General features: G+C 50.3%; 20 protein-coding genes. 17 read left to right on the plus strand and 3 right to left on the minus strand.

Annotated elements, in window-relative coordinates; all coding sequences use genetic code 11:
* Positions 1-66: 66 nt before the first annotated feature.
* Positions 67-525, minus strand: coding sequence for a Mini-ribonuclease 3 (locus tag FYJ52_RS07260; RefSeq protein ID WP_154576569.1), 459 nt, complete (start codon positions 523-525; stop codon positions 67-69).
* Positions 510-1,916 carry a cysteine--tRNA ligase gene (gene cysS, locus FYJ52_RS07265; protein ID WP_154576570.1) on the minus strand — a complete coding sequence of 469 codons (1,407 nt, stop codon included), beginning with the start codon at positions 1,914-1,916 and terminating at the stop codon, positions 510-512. The genes FYJ52_RS07260 and cysS overlap by 16 nt, the downstream gene beginning before the upstream one ends.
* 162 nt (positions 1,917-2,078) lie before the next feature.
* Here cysS and FYJ52_RS07270 point away from each other — a divergent pair, with 162 nt between their 5' ends.
* Genes FYJ52_RS07270 through guaA form a run of 9 tightly spaced genes read left to right on the plus strand, consistent with a single transcriptional unit; the run spans position 2,079 to position 11,445 of the window.
* Positions 2,079-2,366, plus strand: a complete 288-nt coding sequence (locus tag FYJ52_RS07270) for a YerC/YecD family TrpR-related protein (RefSeq protein ID WP_154576571.1) — start codon at positions 2,079-2,081, stop codon at positions 2,364-2,366.
* A gap of 21 nt (positions 2,367-2,387) precedes the next feature.
* Positions 2,388-3,605, plus strand: coding sequence for a pyridoxal phosphate-dependent aminotransferase (locus FYJ52_RS07275; protein WP_154576572.1), 1,218 nt, complete (start codon positions 2,388-2,390; stop codon positions 3,603-3,605).
* The gene (gene tsaE / locus FYJ52_RS07280) at positions 3,605-4,087 is read left to right on the plus strand and encodes a tRNA (adenosine(37)-N6)-threonylcarbamoyltransferase complex ATPase subunit type 1 TsaE (protein ID WP_154576573.1); all 483 of its coding nucleotides are present in this window, start codon (positions 3,605-3,607) and stop codon (positions 4,085-4,087) included. The genes FYJ52_RS07275 and tsaE overlap by 1 nt, the downstream gene beginning before the upstream one ends.
* Positions 4,068-4,802 carry a 2-C-methyl-D-erythritol 4-phosphate cytidylyltransferase gene (gene ispD, locus FYJ52_RS07285; protein WP_235901569.1) on the plus strand — a complete coding sequence of 245 codons (735 nt, stop codon included), beginning with the start codon at positions 4,068-4,070 and terminating at the stop codon, positions 4,800-4,802. The genes tsaE and ispD overlap by 20 nt, the downstream gene beginning before the upstream one ends.
* Positions 4,803-4,835: 33 nt before the next feature.
* Positions 4,836-5,795 (plus strand): thiamine pyrophosphate-dependent dehydrogenase E1 component subunit alpha, encoded by a 960-nt coding sequence (locus FYJ52_RS07290; protein WP_154576574.1) that lies wholly within the window; start codon positions 4,836-4,838, stop codon positions 5,793-5,795.
* Positions 5,796-5,807: 12 nt separating this feature from the next.
* On the plus strand, positions 5,808-6,782 hold the full coding sequence (locus FYJ52_RS07295; RefSeq protein ID WP_154576575.1) for an alpha-ketoacid dehydrogenase subunit beta: 975 nt from the start codon (positions 5,808-5,810) through the stop codon (positions 6,780-6,782).
* Complete coding sequence (locus tag FYJ52_RS07300; RefSeq protein ID WP_154576576.1) at positions 6,782-8,365, plus strand: E3 binding domain-containing protein; 1,584 nt, start codon at positions 6,782-6,784, stop codon at positions 8,363-8,365. Before FYJ52_RS07295 ends, FYJ52_RS07300 begins: the two co-directional genes overlap by 1 nt.
* On the plus strand, positions 8,362-9,825 hold the full coding sequence (locus FYJ52_RS07305) for an FAD-dependent oxidoreductase (protein ID WP_154576577.1): 1,464 nt from the start codon (positions 8,362-8,364) through the stop codon (positions 9,823-9,825). Before FYJ52_RS07300 ends, FYJ52_RS07305 begins: the two co-directional genes overlap by 4 nt.
* A 27-nt stretch (positions 9,826-9,852) precedes the next feature.
* Positions 9,853-11,445 carry a glutamine-hydrolyzing GMP synthase gene (guaA, locus tag FYJ52_RS07310; RefSeq protein ID WP_154576578.1) on the plus strand — a complete coding sequence of 531 codons (1,593 nt, stop codon included), beginning with the start codon at positions 9,853-9,855 and terminating at the stop codon, positions 11,443-11,445.
* Positions 11,446-11,737: 292 nt separating this feature from the next.
* Here the strand turns inward: guaA and FYJ52_RS07315 are convergent, their stop codons facing one another.
* Positions 11,738-12,268 (minus strand): helix-turn-helix domain-containing protein, encoded by a 531-nt coding sequence (locus FYJ52_RS07315; protein WP_009247529.1) that lies wholly within the window; start codon positions 12,266-12,268, stop codon positions 11,738-11,740.
* Positions 12,269-12,716: 448 nt separating this feature from the next.
* Between FYJ52_RS07315 and FYJ52_RS07320 the strand changes: the two genes are divergently transcribed.
* The 8 genes from FYJ52_RS07320 (at position 12,717) to FYJ52_RS07355 (ending at position 19,945) form a co-directional block, all read left to right on the plus strand.
* Complete coding sequence (locus FYJ52_RS07320; RefSeq protein ID WP_009247528.1) at positions 12,717-12,905, plus strand: helix-turn-helix domain-containing protein; 189 nt, start codon at positions 12,717-12,719, stop codon at positions 12,903-12,905.
* Positions 12,906-13,997, plus strand: coding sequence for a site-specific integrase (locus FYJ52_RS07325; protein ID WP_009247527.1), 1,092 nt, complete (start codon positions 12,906-12,908; stop codon positions 13,995-13,997).
* The gene (locus FYJ52_RS07330) at positions 13,987-14,322 is read left to right on the plus strand and encodes a plasmid mobilization protein (protein WP_009247526.1); all 336 of its coding nucleotides are present in this window, start codon (positions 13,987-13,989) and stop codon (positions 14,320-14,322) included. Before FYJ52_RS07325 ends, FYJ52_RS07330 begins: the two co-directional genes overlap by 11 nt.
* Entirely contained in the window at positions 14,312-15,466 is a 1,155-nt protein-coding gene (locus FYJ52_RS07335; protein WP_009247525.1) for an AAA family ATPase, read from the plus strand. Before FYJ52_RS07330 ends, FYJ52_RS07335 begins: the two co-directional genes overlap by 11 nt.
* Before the next feature lie 334 nt (positions 15,467-15,800).
* A complete protein-coding gene (locus FYJ52_RS07340; protein ID WP_009247524.1) occupies positions 15,801-16,961 on the plus strand; it encodes a plasmid recombination protein in 1,161 nt (386 codons plus the stop codon).
* A gap of 26 nt (positions 16,962-16,987) precedes the next feature.
* Positions 16,988-17,365 carry a TnpV protein gene (locus FYJ52_RS07345; protein ID WP_009247523.1) on the plus strand — a complete coding sequence of 126 codons (378 nt, stop codon included), beginning with the start codon at positions 16,988-16,990 and terminating at the stop codon, positions 17,363-17,365.
* 453 nt (positions 17,366-17,818) lie between these two features.
* Positions 17,819-19,363: an ATP-binding cassette domain-containing protein gene (locus FYJ52_RS07350; protein WP_009247522.1), complete on the plus strand. Its 1,545-nt coding sequence runs from the start codon at positions 17,819-17,821 to the stop codon at positions 19,361-19,363.
* 84 nt (positions 19,364-19,447) lie between these two features.
* Positions 19,448-19,945 (plus strand): nucleotidyltransferase domain-containing protein, encoded by a 498-nt coding sequence (locus FYJ52_RS07355; protein WP_009247521.1) that lies wholly within the window; start codon positions 19,448-19,450, stop codon positions 19,943-19,945.
* Positions 19,946-19,962: the final 17 nt, after the last annotated feature.

Raw genomic sequence — 19,962 nt, forward strand, 5'->3', positions numbered from 1 at the left:
GCAAGTGCTGCAATAAAAAAATCCAAAGCTGAAAGTCGATCAGCTTTGGATTTTTTTTGTGTCGATTTAAGCATTTTCGGTGAGATCGATGGCCCGGGCCATGAGGGTGAGCTCTCTTTTGCGGCTGCCCGTCAAATTCAGGTAGCCGAACAGCGCTTCGAGCCCCGTCGCGTAGCGGTAATCCATCACGTCGGCGTGTTTCGGCGGCAGGCTTTTGGTGTTGCGGCCCCGGCGGACGATGGCGCGCTCGTCTTCTGTGAGCTCCGGCAGCATCAGGCGGATCGCCTTCGCCTGAGCCGAGGCGCGGACGTAGTCGATGGAGCGCTTTGTCAGGCGGTCGACCTTGGTCATGCCCTCGGCGACGAGATACCGGCGGATGTAGTCGGAGTAGACCACATCCCCGATGTAGGCGAGGGTCAGCGGATTCATCATCCGCGCTTCCGACTTGGAATAGGTTTTGTTAAGCTCCGCCAAGATGTTGGCGTCGTCCCGGCGGGCGGCGATGGTTGTCATGCTTTGTGCCATTTGACGCCGTCCCGTGTGTCTTCAAGAATGATGCCCTTCGCAGCGAGATCGTCGCGGATGGCATCGGCCGTCGCGAAATCTTTCGCCTTGCGCGCGGCCTGGCGTTTTTCGATCAGGGCTTCGATTTCGTCTTCGAGGCTGCCTTCTTTTTCGTCCTTGTTTTTGGTGGCCAGACCCAGAACGTCGGAGAGCTGGTCAAACATGTGAAGGGCCGCTTTGACGGTCTGCACCGATGAGGTTTCGATCAGGGTCGAATTGGCGTCGCGGACGAGCTCAAACATCGCGGCGATGGCGTCGGCGGTGTTGAGATCGTCGTCCATCGCGGCGATAAATTGATCGTTGTAGCGCTGAAGATGATCGACCCATTGGGCTTCGTCTTCACTTGGGGCCTTGTCCTCGCAGTGATCGAGGAGGTACTGCATCTGGAACTTGGCGGTGTACAGGCGTTCGAGGGCATTTTTGGCCTGGGTCAGCAATTCGTCGGAGAAATTGACCGGGCTTCTGTAGTGGGCCATCAGCATGAACATGCGGACGACTTCCAGATCGTACTTCTTGGCGATGTCCCGGACGGTGAAGAAGTTGCCCTTGGATTTGGACATTTTTTCGTTGTCGATGTTGATGTAGCCGTTGTGGACCCAGTAGTGGGCGAAGGTGCAGCCATTGGCGCCTTCGGATTGGGCAATTTCGTTTTCGTGGTGGGGGAAGATCAGATCCTGGCCGCCGCCGTGAATGTCGATGGTCTTGCCGAGGAATTTGCGGCTCATGGCTGAGCATTCAATGTGCCATCCCGGGCGGCCTTTGCCCCAGGGGCTTTCCCAATAGGGTTCGCCGGGCTTGGCCTTTTTCCAGACAGCGAAATCCAGCGGACTCTGCTTTTCGTCGTTGACGTCGATGCGGGCGCCGGCTTCAAGGTCTTCGATGTTCTGACCGGACAGGCAGCCGTAATGGGGGAATTTTTCCACGGCGTAGTACACGTTGCCGTCGATATTGTAGGCGAGGCCTTTATCGACAAGGGTCTGAACCATGTCGATGATTTCCGGGATCGTGTCGGAGACACGGGGGTGCACGTCAGCGCGGCGGATGCCCAGCGCGTCGGCGTCGGTGAAATATTCTTTGATGTATTTGTCTGCGATTTCTTTGGCGGTGCAGTTTTCTTCGTGGGAACGGTTGATGATTTTATCGTCGACGTCGGTGAAATTTTGAACGAAGGTCACATCGTAGCCGACGTATTCGAGATAGCGGCGCAGCACGTCGAACACGATAAAGGGTCTGGCGTTGCCGATGTGAAAATAATTGTAGACCGTCGGGCCGCAGGAATACATTTTGACTTTCCCAGCTTCGATGGGTTCAAAGGTTTCCTTGCGGTGGGTCATCGTGTTGTATAATTTCATAGGGTTCTCCTCTTTAATCTAAAATCGTTCCAATTATAACACAGAACACCCGGGGTTTCACGAATAAATCTAGAACGGGTGGTTTAACTTGCGACAGTAAAGTGGTATAATGTAGTATATTTTATGTAGCAAGCGTATCAGCAAAGAATAGAGGTATGATTCATGGAAAAGGAACGTGACGTGCTGATCAAAGCACTGCTGTCCCTCGAGACACCGGAGGAATGCGAAGCCCTCCTCGACGATATGTGCACGATCAAAGAGATCGAGGACATGTCCCACAGATTGATGATCGCCCTTTTGTTGGCGGAGAGGAAGACATTTATTGACGTCGAAAAGAAAACGGGCGCAAGCTCAGCGACGATCAGTCGGGTCAACAAATGCCTGAAGCACGGAACCGGTTATCAAACGGTCATCAAGCGGATTCTTGACGATCAGGATAAAAAAATATAAAGAGAAAGAAGTTAGGAAATCATGAGACAATTTCAGAAATCCCATAAACTGGACAATGTGTGTTACGACATCCGCGGGCCAGTGGTCGCGGAAGCTGATCGTATGCAGCGGGAAGGCATCGACATCATTCAGCTGAACACCGGCAACCCGCCGCATTTTGAAATGAATGCGCCGGACGAAGTCATCCGCGACGTGCGCCTGCACTTAAAAGATTCAGAAGCTTACTGCAATTCACAGGGGCTGTTCCAGGCGCGCAAGGCGATCGTCCAATATTACCAGACCCAGGGCGTCATGGGCGTCGACGAAGACGACGTGTATATCGGCAACGGCTCCAGCGAGCTGGTCAGCTTCTGCATGTCTGCGCTGCTCAACGACGGCGACGAAGTGCTGATCCCCATGCCGGATTATCCGCTGTGGACAGCGGCGGCGACCTTGGCCGGCGGCAAGGCTGTGCATTATCTCTGCGACGAACAGAGCGACTGGTACCCGGATCTCGACGATATCCGCGCGAAGGTCACCGACAAAACCAAGGGGATCGTCGTCATCAACCCGAACAACCCGACCGGCGCGGTCTACCCGAAGGAAATTCTCGAAGGCATTGTCAAGATTGCGGAAGACAACGGTCTCATCATCTTCTCTGACGAAATCTACGACCACATCATTTACGACAACCTGCCGTACACGCATATGGCGAGCCTGACGGAGGATGTGCTCGTCGTCACGTTAAACGGCTTGTCCAAGAGCCACCGCGTGCCGGGATTCCGCGTCGGCTGGATGGTGCTTTCCGGCAACAAGGAATGCGCGAAGGATTACATCGAAGGGATCCACATTTTGTCGACCATGCGCCTTTGCGCGAATGTACCGGCGCAGTACGCGATCCAGACGTCCCTCGGCGGCTACCAGAGTATTCAGGATTTGATCGCGCCGGGCGGCCGGCTCCACGAACAGCGCGACATTGTATACGAAGGCATCAACTCCATCCCGGGCTTATCCTGCACGAAGCCCAGCGGCGCGATGTACGCCTTTGTCAAGATCGACACCGAGGCTTTCAACATCACCGACGATATGCAGTTTGCCCTTGATTTACTCAAACGGGAAAAAGTCCTCATCGTTCAGGGCACAGGGTTCAACTGGCCCAAACCCGACCATTTCAGAATCGTCTTCCTGCCGAGTCCCATTCAGCTCAACGACACCATCGAACGGCTCCGCCACTTCATGGCCCACTACATCCAGGAATGATGATCGAGAAAAAATGGGAAAGCGCCTCGCCGGAGCAGACCCTGGCCATTGGCCAGAAAATCGGACAGGCGCTTCAAGGCGCGAGCGGCTTGATTTTTTTGACCGGCGATCTCGGCGCCGGCAAGACGAAATTGACTCAGGGGATCGTAAGCGGTCTCGGTATCGATGCCGATGTGACCAGTCCGACCTTCGCCTTGATCAACGAGTACGGGCCGGACGCGGCGGCGGTGCACATGGATTTGTACCGTCTCGAAGATTACGAGGAGCTGCAGGAAATCGGCTTTGAGGATTATCTCGACGACGGCCGCCTCATCCTCTGTGAATGGCCGGATCTCCTCGAGGACGAAGGTTTCGCGCCGATTCTGCGTATCGATTTGCGGCGGGACGACGCCAAGGGCGAGACGGCCAGACGGATCACAGCGCTTTGCGAGGACGACAGCGCTGCGGAAAGGATAGCAGCCATTGAAAACAAAAACGCCTGACGCGCGCCCCTTTGTCTCGGTCGTCATTCCGGCGGCGGGCCGGGGCCGGCGGATGGGGACGAAAACCAACAAACAGTTTTTAAAACTCAAGGACGAGCCGATCTTGTATTGGACGATTCGGGCCTTCGACGAAAGTCCACGGGTTGACGAAATTATCGTCATCTTGAATCCGGACGATCGGGAGATTTATAAGCGGGATATTGCGGCAGCGCACACCTTTCAACACGCGATCAGGACGACCGCAGGCGGAAAAACGCGCAGCCAGTCGGTTTATTGCGGTTTAAAAGCGGCAGACCCGCGCTGCGATGTGGTACTCATTCACGACGGCGCACGGCCGATGATCGGCGAGATTTTAATTGATGACAGCATTGATTTTGCACTGAAGTACAAAGCGGCCATTGCGGCGGTCCCGGCGAAAAACACGATCAAGGCCGTGAAGCCGGCAGGCGACGGCAGCAGCACGCTGACGGTCAATCAGACCCTCGACCGCCGGGTGCTCTACGAGGTGCAGACCCCTCAGGCTTTTGATTACCAACTGATTTTAAACGCGTACGAAAAGGCGATTGCGGATGACATCGAGGCGACAGATGACGCCGCTCTCGTCGAGCGTTTAGGTCTGCCCGTCGCCATCATCCCGGGAGATTACAATAACATCAAAATCACAACATCAGAAGATTTAATGATCATCAACAGTTTTCTGACATTAATGAATTAAAAAGAACCAGCACAAAAGTGGAGGGCGTTCAATATGAAATTTACTGAAGAATTACTGGCAACGATGTATTACCGCATGAACCAAGCGCGGTTTTTCGAAGAAACCTTAAAATCCATCAGCGCATCGGACAAGATCAACGGCGTGTCCCATCTGTCCATTGGGCAGGAAGCCGCTGCCGTCGGGGCCTGCATGGCCATTGATCCGGAAGACGATGTGGTGATGAGCTTTCGCAACCACGCTCAGGCCATCGCCTCGGGGATGGAAATCAAGAGCATGATGGCTGAAGTTTTAGGCAAAGCGGTGGGCATCGACGGCGGCTTGGCAGGATCGGCCCATTTGGCGGATGCCTCGGTGCACAATTTAGGGACGAGCCCGGCGCCGGGCGCGGGTTACCCGGTTGCCTGCGGCGCGGCATTGACCCACAAGCAAAAAAAAGACGGGCAGGCCGTGCTCTGCTTCGGCGGCGACGGGACTTTGGACGAAGGCGCTTTTTACGAATCCCTCAATCTGGCGAAGCTCTGGAAACTGCCAGTTGTTTTTCTGATCGAAAACAACTTCTTCAGCGGGGCCACCGCAATTGAAGATCACCTGGCAGCGCAGGACATCAAAGCCGTGGTCGAGGGCTGCGGGGTTCCGGCGGTGACCGTTGACGGCAACGACGCCATTGCGGTGGCCATGGCCGTCGAAAAGGCGCGGGCGCACGCGGCAGCTGGGGAAGGGCCGTTTTTCATCGAAGCGCAGACCTACCGGCTTTGCGGCTACGACACGAACGATCTCCAGCTTTACCGCAGCGTCGACGAACAGAAGATCTGGCAGCAGCACGACCCCATCACGCTCTTTGAAAAGTCCCTGGTGGACGACTACGGCATGAAGCAGAATGTGCTGGATCAGCTTAAAAGCAATGCATCCCGCAGTGTGAGCGACGCGCTGAGCTACGCGGAAGCGTCGAACGATCCGGCGATGAACGACGCATTGACACCGGTATTTGCATAGGAGGACAGGATCATGGAAATCAAAGAATTATCCTTCAAGGAAGCGATGCGTCAGGCATTGCAGGAAGAAATGAAAGCAGACCCATCCATCGTGGTGATGGGGCAGGATGTGCGCGAAAGCGGCGGCAGCTGCGGCATTACCCTCGGACTCGATGAAGACAGAATGCTCGACACCCCGTCGTCGGAGCAGGCGGTGATCGGCACAGCAGCGGGCGCGGCCATGACCGGCCTCAGACCGATTGTCGAGCTGGCGTCGATGGATCAGGCGCTGACCGCCTTCGGCGAATTGGTGCAGACAGCAGCGCGGCCTTTCTACTGGTCCAAGGGCAAGGTCAATGTGCCGATGACGGTGATCGTGCCGGTGGGCGGCGGCGATCAGCCCCAGAACGGCCAGACCCTCGAAAGCCTCTTTGCCCACATCCCGGGTTTAAAGGTCGTCGAACCGTCCAACGCGGCCCAGGGCAAAGGACTGCTGAAAGCGGCGATTCGCGACGACAACCCCGTGGTCTTCTTAATCAACCGCGACCTTCTGGGGTACAAAACCCAGGTGCCGATCGAAGAGGACTACGTGCTGCCCCTCGGCAAAGCCTACACCGAACGCAAAGGCAGCAGCGTGACAGTGGTGTCCTGGGGCGCGGCTCTGGTCTCGGTGCTCGAGGCGGCCGTCATCCTCGATCACGACGGCTACAGCGCGGAAGTGATCAACCCGATGACCCTCGCGCCTTTGGATATGGATGCGATTTATAAGTCGGTTAAGAAGACGGGGCATCTGCTCATCGTTCACGACGAAAGCAAGACCGGCGGACTCGGCGCGGAAATTTCAGCGTCGGTCGCGGAAAGCGAATGTTTCGATTATCTCGAAGCGCCGATTTTCAGACTTTGCGGACTCGACGTGCCGATGCCCTACAACAAGGGCTTAGAAGACGTGGTGACGCCGAAGGCAGAAGATGTGGTGCAGTCTGTCTACGACCTTTTGGGGGTTGATTGATGGGCGACCAAAAGGCAAAATCCGCGAATGACCGTCTTTCCTTAAGGCGTTTGGGCGGCCGGCCAAGGCCGTCCGGAAACAGCAAGCAGGTCCTGCCGGCCACACCGGCGGCGAGACGCTACGCCCAGGAAAAGGGCGTTGACCTCCAGGAGCTGTCCGAAATCGGAATGGAACGGCGCATTACGGAACGGGATATCGATATTTATTTAGAAAAAAAGAAAATTTTTGAAAAACGGGCCCAGAACGGGCGCCGTCAGGATATGCAGGAAACCCTCGATCAGCCGGAAGAGCCGAAACTCGAAACGGCGGCAGCGGATACAGCGCAGCCGGCCGATCAGCCGGCGCCAGATGAACCGGCGGAGCACACGCCGGAAGAAGCCGCCGCTGAAGGGGAACCTGAAGGGGCCGCTGAGGAAGCACAGGCGGCAGACGAAACAGCAGCGCCGGCGGAAGCGGATGAACTGGCAGGCGGGGCGCAGGATCAATCCACCGGGTTTCATCTGGACGATTTTGATCCCAACGACGTCAGTGTGGTCAGCGTATCGCCCTTGGCCCGAGAGCTCGCCGAGGAACACCATGTCGATTTATCGAAGCTCGCTCCGGGAAGCGGCCCCAACGGGCGCATCGTCCGCTACGATGTCCGCCAATGGCTGAAAACCCATCCCGATGCGGCCGAAGAGACGAAGCCGCCGAAGGAAGACGCGGCTGTGAAGGCCGAAACGCAGGCCGAGGCAGAGCCAGCTGCGCCGAAGGAAGCACCCCAGACGCCTTCGACGCACGGGGATCAGCCAAAAGCCCCGTCGCCTCTCGGCCATCACGATCCGGTGGCTGCGAAAATCTATCAGGCCATTCGGGACAATATGGAGGATTCTTTCACGCAGAAAGCGCCGCCAAAACGCGCAAAGGCATCAGACGTGGCGGCGTCGGCCATGGCGGAACAGACCTCGCCCCAAGGGGAGGCGCTCGGCCGTTTGGCGCACCGCGAAGATCCGGACGATGCGGTGGCCATTGGCCCCTACGCGCTGGACATGACGGTGGACGTGACAAAAATCCACGATGCCTGCCGGAATCAGTCGGAAAAGGACGGCGCGGAGCTGACGGATTACGTCGCCGCGGCGGCCGCGCGCGCGTTGTCCCTGCACCCCAAGGCCTGCGGGGCGGGCAGAAAAATTGTGCTGATGACCCTCAGCGAAGCCAAAGGACTGGTGTGCACACCGGGAGTTGACGCCGACGATATTGCGTCGCCTACGGCCTTCGCCGCACAGCGCGGCCAAGCCCTTCAAGACATTGAAGCCGGCCGGCTGGACGCTTCAGACGACAGCGCCGGGCTTCACATCCTGTCCCTCGGCCAGGGCGTCGGGGTCAATTATATCTGCGACAAGCAGAAGGCGCCGGTTTTGGCGGTGGGCGCCGTGCGCAAAGATATGCAGATCGGCGGCATGCATTACATCGCCTCGCTGACCCTGTCGCAAAAGCGCGGGGCGGCCAATGTCGCAGCGTCTGTGGCTTTTTTGAACGCGCTGAAGACATTGTTGGAAAATCCGGATGCGCTCTTTCAAATGAAGCCGAAGGAGGAAAAATGATCGAACCCAATTTATCTAAGGAATTAAGCGATAATATTGTGGATATTCCGAGAAATTTTGATATTGTCGTGGTGGGCGGCGGCATCGTCGGCATTACCGCCGCTGTGGAAGCGGGACGGGCCGGCTACCGGACGGCGCTGGTCGCTGGAGATTTCGGCGGGAAGTTTTTGAGAGAAGGCATCCCGGCGGGATTTTATCACGAAAACGCGCGGTTTATCCGCCACTGCATGCGCTACCGCGGCCATCACGGCATCGTCATCGGCAAGCTGTCCCTCGACATGCATCAGCTCGTCGCCGAAAAGGATGAAACGGTGCGCCAGGAGGAAGCCAAGCTGCGCAAACAGCTCGACGACGCCGGCGTGTACGTCTTTTCCGGCGCGGGGCGGCCGCTGACCAACGGGATGATCGACGTCAAGGAAGAAAACGGCAATCAGATCCGCCTGACCTGGAAGCGGCTGATCGTCGCGACGGGGCTCAAAGCTCAGGAACGGGAAACCTTGAAGCATTACACGGAAGTGGTCGAAGACGACAGCGTGTGCGAGTTCAACAAGATTCCCGAAGAGATGACCATTTTGGGATCCGGCGTGCGCGCCTGCGAGGCGGCTTCGCTGTTCCAGACCCTCGGCACCCACGTGTCCATTGTCACGGACAAGTCGGCGCTGCTCAAAAATCTGGACGCTCAGATTGTCGGCCGCCTCGAAGAACAGATGAAGCGCCGGGGCACGAAGGTTTATTTAAAAATGCGCCCGGTGGACATTTATAAAGATTCCCTGAAGATGACCCACATTGAGCTGGCGTCGGTGGACGCAGAGGCCGAAAGGAAAGGCGGACGCCCCAAGACCGAGCACACCGTCATCTCCTCGACGATTTATGTGCCCACGCTTTACAAGGGCAATTTATCCGGCCTGAGCCAGCTTCGCCTGGACATCGACGACGGATTTATCGTGACGGACAGCTTCAACCGGACGTCGCTGAAGCAGGTCTACGCGGTCGGCGGCATTACCGGCCAGTGCCAAATGCCTTACGAAGGGCGGATTCAGGCGAAGATGCTCATCGAAAACCTCGTGGCCGAGGATCGGGACAAGCCGCGGCGGATGATGGACGTGTATCAAATGCCCCACTTCATTCACACCTTCCCGGAAGTGGCGAGCATCGGCCTGACAACCCAGGAAGCGTCCATCGAACACGATGACATCAAGGTCGGCCTCGCGCCCCTCGGCGACGAACCGGGCTCCCTCTTTAAAAACGACAAGCAGGGATTTGTCAAGGTCATCGTGGACGGCAAATACCACGAAATCCTCGGGGTTCATATCATCGGCGAAAACGCCTGCGAATTCATCGCGCAGGTTCAGGCGCTGATGGTCATGGAAGGGACGACCATGGATTTGGCCCGGATCGTTCACCCGATTCCGAGTCTATCCCTCGCCATGGAAGAAGCTTTCGAACAGATTGAACAGTAAAAAGACGTGAAAGAACAGGAGAAAATTATGACGACAAAGCAATCGGCACCGCCGCGGGAATTGGTGGTGGTGCTGGATTTCGGCGGGCAGTACAAGCAGCTCATTGCCAGACGTGTCCGCGAATGCCAGGTGTACTGCGAAATCCATTCGTACAAAACGCCCATCGACGAGCTCAAGGCCATGGCGCCCAAGGGCATCATCCTGACCGGCGGGCCCAACAGCGTGTTTGAAGCCACCTCGCCCACATATCAGAAAGAGCTCTACGAGCTGGGCATTCCGATTCTCGGGATCTGCTACGGCTCCCAGCTCATGGCCCACACCTTGGGCGGCGAAGTGAAAAAGGCTCCGGTGAGCGAATACGGCCACACGAAGCTGACGATCGACGGACCGGACAGCCTGATCATGAAGGATGTGGCCGCGGATACCGTCTGCTGGATGAGCCACACGGATTACATCGCCAAGGCGCCGGAAGGCTTCGCCGTGACGGCCCACACGCCCAACTGCCCGATCGCCGCGATGGAAAATCCGGACAAAAAGCTCTACGCCGTGCAGTTCCACCCGGAAGTGGTCCACACGCCGGAGGGCAAGAAGATGTTGCAGAATTTCCTGACAAAAGTCTGCGGATGCGCCGGCACCTGGCAGATGAACACCTTTGTGAAAGACACCGTAGCGGCCCTCAAAGAAAAAATCGGAGATGACCGGGTGCTTTTGGGACTCTCCGGCGGGGTCGACTCGACCGTTACCGCTGTGCTGCTCTCCAAGGCCATCGGCAAGCAGCTGACCTGCGTCTTCGTCGATCACGGGCTGATGCGCAAGGATGAAGGCGACGAAGTCGAAGCGGTGTTCGGCCCGAAGGGGGATTTCGATTTGAACTTCATCCGGGTCAACGCCGGGGAAACTTATTTTAAAAAGCTCAAGGGCGTGACCGATCCGGAACAGAAACGGAAAATTATTGGCGCTCTGTTCGTCGAAATCTTCGGCGCAGAAGCCAAAAAGCTGACCGACGAAGGCGGCTTTAAATACATGGCCCAGGGGACGATTTACCCCGACGTGGTCGAAAGCGGCGCCGGCAACGGCGGTGCGGTGATCAAATCCCACCACAATGTGGGCGGCCTGCCGCAGGAAATGGTCGTCGAGCTGGGCTTCGACCAGACCCCCATCGAGCCCCTTCGGGATTTGTTTAAGGACGAAGTGCGAAAAGTGGGGCTGGAGCTCGGCATTCCGAGAAACCTCGTGTTCCGCCAGCCCTTCCCGGGGCCGGGTCTGGGGATCCGCGTCGTCGGCGAAGTGACGCCGGAAAAGGTGAAGATCACCCAGGAAGCGGACGCCATCTACCGGGAAGAATTGGAAAAAGCCGGCATCGACATGGGCAAAGGCCAGTTCTTCGCGGCGCTGTCTAATTTGAGAAGTGTGGGCGTCATGGGCGACGACCGGACTTACGATTACGCGGTGGTGCTGCGGGGCGTGATCACCTCGGATTTCATGACGGCTGAAGCGGCTGAAATCCCGTGGTCGGTGCTGCAGACGTGTATGAACCGCATCATCAACGAAGTCAAAGGGGTCAACCGCGTCATGTACGATTTGACCTCCAAGCCGCCAGGAACGATTGAGTTAGAATAAATCGAGTTGCTTAAAAAAGCCAGTGTTTATGCGGGTTTCAGCGATTTCGATTAGTCTTTTGATAACAAATTGATAACAGTCATAGCAAGTGCCATTATTCTTGTTATCCAGTGGTTTATGGGTAACGGAACAATTAACAGGTGGCTTGCAGACTAAAGTTCGGAGCTTGGCTCTGAACAAATTCCATATTATAAACTAAGCCCTTAGCTGTGGTTAATAACCATAGTTAAGGGCTTTTTTGTCGTTGCCAAAGCATCTGTAGGGAGCTGCCAGTGGCAGGTCCTGTAGGTGCTTATTTATCTTTCAAGTGGTCTTTGAATGCTTCCACGAGAGCGTCACTTAATTCCTGTGATGGAACTTTTGCCCAACGCTGTGTGGTGTCGAACTCTGGATAATGGTAACGCCAGTTATCGTATTCTTCTCTGTTGATTTCTTCGGAAGATAGCTTGTCTGCCTGTTCTTTCCAAGCATACAGCATTTTGAGGAGTTCATATGCTTCTCTGCCTTTGTCCTTGTTGACCTTTAAGCATACCTCTCCGTCTGCTTCACTGACAGTAAGACCGTAAATATCTTCAAGGGTAAACAGAGTGTGCATAAGACCGATATAGCTGTCTATGTCAGGAACATCAAGAGCCTGTGGAGAAACATCAAGCACCTGTGCCAATGCATTTGTAAGGTCTGCTTTCGGTTTGCGTGTACCAGTTTCGTACTGTGCCAAACGCACATCAGCACTCTTTTCTGGAAAACCGATTGCTGTACCGAGATACTTTTGTGTCATACCACGCATTAGTCTGAAAAAATGTATTCTTTCGCTGATAGCCATAATGATACGCTCCTTTTATATTTAGTGAAATAAGTATAGCAGAAATGTTTAGTGGAAGTCAAGAAAAACCGAAACAAAAATGTTTAATATTTTCTTTGCAACCACTTGACAATAGCAAATATGTTTAGTAAAATAAATTACGAATTAAACAAATATGCTTAATGCGACAACTGAATGACCGTCCGAAAAGCCAAACCGCCAAGACCTCGTCGGAGCAAGTTCCGTATCGTTCGCTTGTGTGCAAGCACAAAAGCTCATTCGCTGCACTGCTCCTCCTCTTCCCCAAAAGTCTCCGACTTTTCGGGAACCCCTATACGAGCGAGCGCCTGATGTACTGCGGTGCATTGGGACAGCACAGCGCCTGCCGACAAGCAGGAGTGCCTGTTGGAACTTTAACACGGAGAAAGCGGCAAGCAAAAAATTATTTTAAGAAAGGAAGAAAAAGGATATGGAAAACAGATTTATCCGAGCCGAAGATGTGGCTCAGGAACTAAACGTATCAAAACCTTATGCATATAAACTCATCAGACAATTAAATGAGGAATTGAAAGCAAAGGGCTTTATTACGATTGCAGGGCGTGTAAATCGCCAGTATTTTTACGAAAGGCTCTACGGAGCAGGAAAGGGGGAAATGTAAATGCCGGTATTTAAGAATGAAGATAACGGTACTTGGTATGTGATGGCAAGGTATGTGAACTGGAAAGGGGAACGCAAGCAGAAATGCAAGCGTGGCTTTGCTACCAAACGAGAAGCACAGGAATGGGAAAGAATGTTCAAATTGCAGACTTCTTCAGACCTTGATATGAGTTTTGAAGCCTTTACGGAGCTTTATATCAATGATGTGAAGAACCGTTTGAAGGAAAACACGTGGCTTACCAAAGAGCATATCATACGCACAAAGATACTTCCGTATTTCGGGAAACTGAAAATCAGCGAGATTTCCACAAAGGAGATTATTACTTGGCAGAATGAAATGCTTGCCTATCGTGATGAGAAGAAAAAGCCTTATTCACAGACGTATCTGAAAACGCTGCACAATCAGTTGTCCGCCATTTTCAATCACGCTGTCCGCTACTATGAACTGCGTTCCAATCCTGCGGCAAAGGTGGGAAATATGGGACGTGAGGAACACAAGGAAATGCTGTTCTGGACAAAGGAAGAATACAAGAAATTCTCTTTTGAGATGATGGACAAGCCTGTTTCCTTTTATGCGTTTGAAATGCTTTACTGGTGCGGTATCCGAGAGGGCGAGCTGTTAGCTTTGACTCCGGCAGATTTCAACTTTGATAAGGAAACAGTCACAATCAATAAATCCTATCAGCGTTTGAAAGGGCAGGATGTGATTACTTCTCCGAAAACGAAAAAGAGCAACCGCACGATTAAAATGCCGAAGTTTCTGTGTGAGGAAATGAAAGAATATCTCGGTATGCTTTACGGATTGAAGAAGAAAGACCGTATCTTTACGGTGACGAAAAGCTATCTTCATCACGAGATGGACAGAGGGGCAAAGGCGGCAGGCGTGAAGCGTATCCGCATTCACGATCTCCGTCACAGCCACATTTCACTCTTGATTGATATGGGCTTTTCTGCGGTGGCGATTGCTGACCGAGTTGGTCACGAAAGTATTGATATTACTTATCAGTACGCACACCTCTTTCCGTCAAAGCAGATTGAGATGGCAGAAAAATTAGATGATTTAGGGAAAGGAGATTTTGAAAATGTCAGCTAAGAACAGAGATAACAAAAATCGTTGGAGGAATATCACAGTAGGGTTTCGAGTATCGCCCGAAGAAAACGAACTCATTAACAGAGCTGTAGCTCTATCAGGATTGCCAAAACAGGAGTATTGTTACCGCCGTTGCTTAAATCAGGATGTGGTGGTACAGGGCAATCCGAGAGTGTATAAGGCGTTGAAAACGGAATTTGCCACAGTCCTTGCGGAACTGAAAAGGATTGAAGCAGGAAAAGGTGTGGATGATGAACTGCTGAGTGTAATAGAACTGATTTCCATTATTCTCGGCGGTTTGAAAGGAGAGGATGCGAATGGAGAATAAAAAAGAAATGACTATTCCAAATGTATCTGCGGCAACAGATGCGGAACAGTCACTTTCCAAATGTACTGACAATAGTATAGTCAATCAGGATACGGATTTCAAGGGGTACGAGCAATCTTTTGAAGAAATGCAAAGGGAAATACTCAGACAGTTAGACCCTTCCTATCTGAAAACAGTATCAATGACAACGCTGTATGATACGGTGTTTGAGGTTCAGACACCACTTATCGACGGTCTGCTCCAAAGGGGAACTTACCTTTTCGTAGGTTCCCCGAAAGTGGGAAAGAGCTTTATGATGGCACAGCTTGCCTATCATATCAGCACAGGCACACCGCTTTGGGAGTATAAGGTGCGTAAGGCAACGGTGCTTTATTTTGCCCTTGAAGATGATTACCCACGTTTGCAGAAGCGATTGTTTCAGATGTTCGGTGCAAAGGAGACAGGCAATCTGTATTTCGCAACGGAATGTAAAACGGTCAATGGCGGACTGGAAGAACAGATAAGAGGGTTTATGAGGGAACACCCAGACACAGGCTTGATTATCATAGACACCTTAAAGCGTGTGCGTGAAGCAGGCGGAGCAGATTACAGCTACGCAAGTGATTATGATGTTGTGGCAAGGCTGAAAGCGTTGGCAGACAGTTACAAGGTTTCAATGCTTATTGTTCATCATACACGCAAACAAAAATCGGAAGATATATTCGATATGATTTCAGGCACGAATGGTCTGATGGGTGCGGCAGACGGTGCATTTGTTCTCAGTAAGGACAAGCGTACTTCCAACAATGCCACACTTGATGTTGCTGGCAGAGACCAGCAGGATATGAAAATCCATCTTGTAAGGGACAGCGAGCGATTGGTGTGGAACTTTGCAAAATCGGAAACGGAGATGTGGAAAGAACCGCCCGAACCTCTGCTTGAGAAGATAGCGGATACGCTCTTTTCGGAAAGTGACAGATGGGAAGGAACTGCTTCGGAACTTTGCGAAAGGCTTGCGGTGGATATAAAGCCGAATGTACTTTCTTTAAGGCTCAGTATCAACGCAAGCAGGCTGTTTCGTGATTACGGTATCCGTTATCAGAACAGCCGCACACACGACGGAAGAAAGGTTTCACTTTGGAAAGAAACCGAGCAGACGGCGTGACAAACGGTGTCAAAGGTGTCAATGTTTTTGAGAGCAGCACGCTGTGAAAAACATTGTCACCATCGTCACACTTTGACACCGGATAAAGTTTAGGGGAGTGTGCAGAGAGTGCCTTTTCAAAGGCGGCTCTTTGGTCTCGCCTGCTGGCTCGGTCGGTTCGCAGGCGTGTGTGCCACCGGCACACGCTCACCCCTCGGAGAGCCTTCGGAGAACGCAAAACCTGTTTACAGGTCGCATTTTTGATGGGTGTACCCGTCAAAAGTGCTTTTGCGTTACTTTTGACAAAAGTAACAAAACCTGAGAATGTTGAAATTTACAGATGGGAGATGAAAAAATGCAGAGAACGATAAGTGCAATGGTCGGTAAAGGCTCGGTCAATCACAATAGCCGAAAGTTCCGAGCAGAAAATGTAGACGGAACTCGTACTCATCTCAATATCGACTACTGCAATGAAAATATAAAGACAGTTTATCACGAATTGTTTGATGAAGCATTGGAAAGATACAATGCCAAGCAGATAAGGTCAGACCGAAAGATAAAAGATTATTATGAAAAAATCCGAAGTTCCAAGCAGGAAAAACCGTTCCACGAAATCATTTTACAGGTGGGCGGTAAGGGAAATATGAACGCCGATACGGAAAACGGAGAACTGGCAAAGCAGATTTTAGATGAATACTATCAGGGTTTTCAGGAGCGAAATCCACAGCTTCGGGTGTTCTCGGCTCATCTGCATATGGATGAAGCTACACCACATCTGCACATAGATTTTGTACCTTTTACCACAGGCAGCAAGCGTGGACTTGATACAAGAGTGTCACTAAAGCAGGCTCTTGCAACGCAAGGTTTTAAGGGCGGCAGTCGTGGCGATACGGAGTGGTCGCAATGGATACAGTCCGAAAAAGAACAGCTTGCGGCGGTGATGGAACGTTATGGGATTGAGTGGGAACATTTAGGCACACACGAAAAACATCTTTCTGTTTTGGATTATAAAAAGCAGGAAAGAGAAAAAGAAGTGGCGGCATTAGGTGCGAAAATCGAGCAGAAACAGATTGAATTTGATGTGTTGTCGGAACGAGTATTGAACTATGATAAGGCAAAAGACGAGCTGTCAAATCTTGAAATAGAGCTTGATACTGCACCGAAATATCAGTTGCCAGAACCAGAGAAATTTATGACTGCAAAGGCATATAAAACCAAAATGGCAGAGCCGGTTGTAAGGAAATTGAAGCAACTTGTCAAAACGGTGCTTGCCCGCTGCTTTGAGGGGTGGGACAACTATCATAGGCTGAATACAGCGAATGCACAGTTATACCGCACCAATCAGCGTTTGGAGAAAGTCAATGAAAGATTGACCGAAGAAAACAAAATCCTAAAAGCAGAAAATAAAGATTACAGCCTGCTCCGTAAGGTTTTTGGTCGCAAACAGATAGATGATTTGTTGGAGCAGGCAAGAACAGTTAAAGGTCGCAAGCGTGATAATACACGATCACGATAGACAAAAATCACAGGAGGAAAAGGAAAATGACAAAGACAATTTTTGAAGAAATGGGCGGAACTTATAGACAGGTGGGTGATTATTTATTGCCGAACATCACAGTACCAGCCGAAGAAGAAATAGAGCCGATTGGTTTATGGGGGAAACGACATGCAAGGCATTTAAAGGAACACTATAAAGTGTTATATATGAACCTGCTGACAAGCGGAAAGCTGCATAGTTATCTTGCAGAAGTCGATAAGCAAGCAGAGGATATGTTTCTTCGACTGGTAAAGGAATATGCCGACAGACAAGATGTGACGGAACAATTAAAGAAAGATAATCCCTACGAATGGATTGGAAGAATGAATAATATTCAGGCTTGTGTGAGGGAAGTTGTAGGAACGGAGTTGATTTACACATAAGCGTTTTACGGTATGGTGCTCCTGCGTTTGCTGGAGTGCTGTGGTTGTGGTTGTAAAGAGGTTGTGAAAGATTGAATTTCGTAATGGTTGGATGTATAATTAGGAAGTGAAAATTTTAATTTGCACTTCCATAAGGTGAAATGTATTGACACAAAAAATACAGTATGATAGTATTGCCATTAGAAGAAAGAAAGGCACATTTTGTGTAAGGTGAGGAAATGATTAATAGATAATTTGATTTAAGTAAGACACATATAGTTATTGAGCCTGTAGAGAATAGGTTTGTTTTGTGTACGCTTAAGTTGGATTATCGCAAGAGGCATTTCCTTTGTTTTCCTTTTGGAAAAGAAATAAGGGTCTATTTAGCGAGTCTATTTTTGCGTATGCAAAAAAGACTCGTTTTTGTGTGTTCAAAATAATAATTGGCTCAGACTTCGAAAAGGAGAAACTTTAATGTTGCAGATAAAAAAATTAAATTTAACACATAAAAAAGACCTGAGAATAATTCTTAATGATTTCAACCTTGTGCTAAATGATGGAGATAAGGCAGTTATTATTGGAGAAGAGGGAAATGGGAAATCGACATTAATGAAGTGGATATACAATCCGTCGCTTGTAGAAAACTATATAGAAGCAGATGGGGAAAGGATAATGGGACACGAACGTCTTGGTTATCTTCCGCAGGAGATGCTCGATGAAGATAAGGAAAAAACAATATACGAATATTTTTCTGAAGAGGAAATATTCTGGGAGAAAACGCCTAAAGAATTGTCTGTTATTGCGGGAAAATTTGGAATGAAAAATGATTTTTTCTACAGTAACCAGACAATGGGTAGTCTTTCAGGAGGCGAAAAAGTCAAGACACAACTTATGAGGCTTTTCATTCGCGATGTTTCTGTGCTGTTGTTGGACGAACCTTCCAATGACATCGACATTGCGACGCTTACATTACTGGAAAAAATCATAAATGACTGGAAGCACATTGTGCTTTTTATTTCACACGATGAAACGCTGATAGAGCGTACTGCCAACATGGTGATACATATCGAGCAGATTATACGAAAAACAAAGGCGAGATATACCGTGGCAAAGCTTCCCTATAGACGCTATGTGGAAGAACGGCTTCATAAATTTGAAATCCAAAAACAGCGGGCACTGAGTGACCGTAGGGAGAAAAAGATTCGCGATGAAAAATATCAAAGAGTTATGCAGAGTGTACAAGGTGCATTAAGAAGTTGTACCAGACAAGCACCGTCTGTTGCCAAAAACTTAAAGGACAAAATGCATACGGTTAAGGCAATGGAACGAAGATTTGAAAAAGAAGATGAAAATATGACTCAGATGCCGGAACAGGAAGAAGCAATCTTTGTCAAATTAGGGGATGAAAACTCACACATTCCCGCAGGAAAAACGGTCATAGAATATGAACTTTCAAAGCTTGTGACTCCGGATGGCAAAAGAATTTTAGCAGAAGGAATTCATTTAAAAATAAAAGGTTCAGAAAAAATCTGTATGATAGGAGCCAACGGGGCAGGAAAAACGACTCTTCTAAAAAAGATAGCGGAAGAACTCCTAAATCGGAATGACATTAAAGCAGAATATATGCCTCAAACTTATGAAGACCTGCTGGATTTGGATGTTACACCGGTTGATTACCTTGATAAAACAGGAGATAAAGAAGAGCGTACAAGAATTAGAACATACCTTGGTTCACTTAAATACACACCAGATGAAATGGAGCATCCGATTCGGGAGTTATCAGGCGGACAAAAGGCGAAAGTGCTTCTCTTGAGGATGAGCTTAAGTGGTGCAAATGTTCTTATTCTGGATGAACCGACAAGAAATTTTTCACCATTGTCCGGTCCGGTAATAAGAAAAATGCTCCGAGAATTTCCGGGGGCTGTCATTAGCATTTCTCACGATAGAAAGTATATTGAAGAGGTGTGCGATAAAATATATCAGCTAAATCCTAATGGATTACAGCTAATTGGTGATTGATAACAAAAAGGATGAAAGACTGACAAATTTCAGGCTTTTAGTGAGTTGGAAAGCATACAAAGATTTGAATTTGGAGGATAGATTATGGTACGTACAGAAGATGCATGTGAAATTATAAAATATGCTTTGCAAAACGAAATTAAAGTATATTTAGATGGCGGATGGGGTGTTGATGCACTTCTTAAAAGAGAATCAAGAATACACAATGATATTGATTTGTTTGTTGAACTGAAACATTATCATGATTATATTTATGTGATTAAGCAGCATGGATTTGAGGAAGTAAATACTGATTATACAACGGATGGTCATACTGTCTGGAAAGATGATAAACAAAGAATCATTGATTTACATTGTTTTGAATTTACAGATGACGGAATTGTTTATGAGGGAGATATATTTCCATCAAAAACTTTTTCCGGTATTGGAAAAGTTGGAGATATAACTGTTTCTTGTATTGAACCATTGAGTCAGGTAATGCTTCATTTGGGATATGAACACGATAAAAATGATGTGCATGATGTGATGCTGTTGTGTGAAACATTTCAAATAGCAATACCAGATGAATATAAGGAAAAGTAAAATTTCAGTTTTGTGTT

The sequence above is a fragment of the Pseudoramibacter porci genome (assembly GCF_009696145.1).
GTDB classification, from domain to species: Bacteria; Bacillota; Clostridia; order Eubacteriales; family Eubacteriaceae; genus Pseudoramibacter; species Pseudoramibacter porci.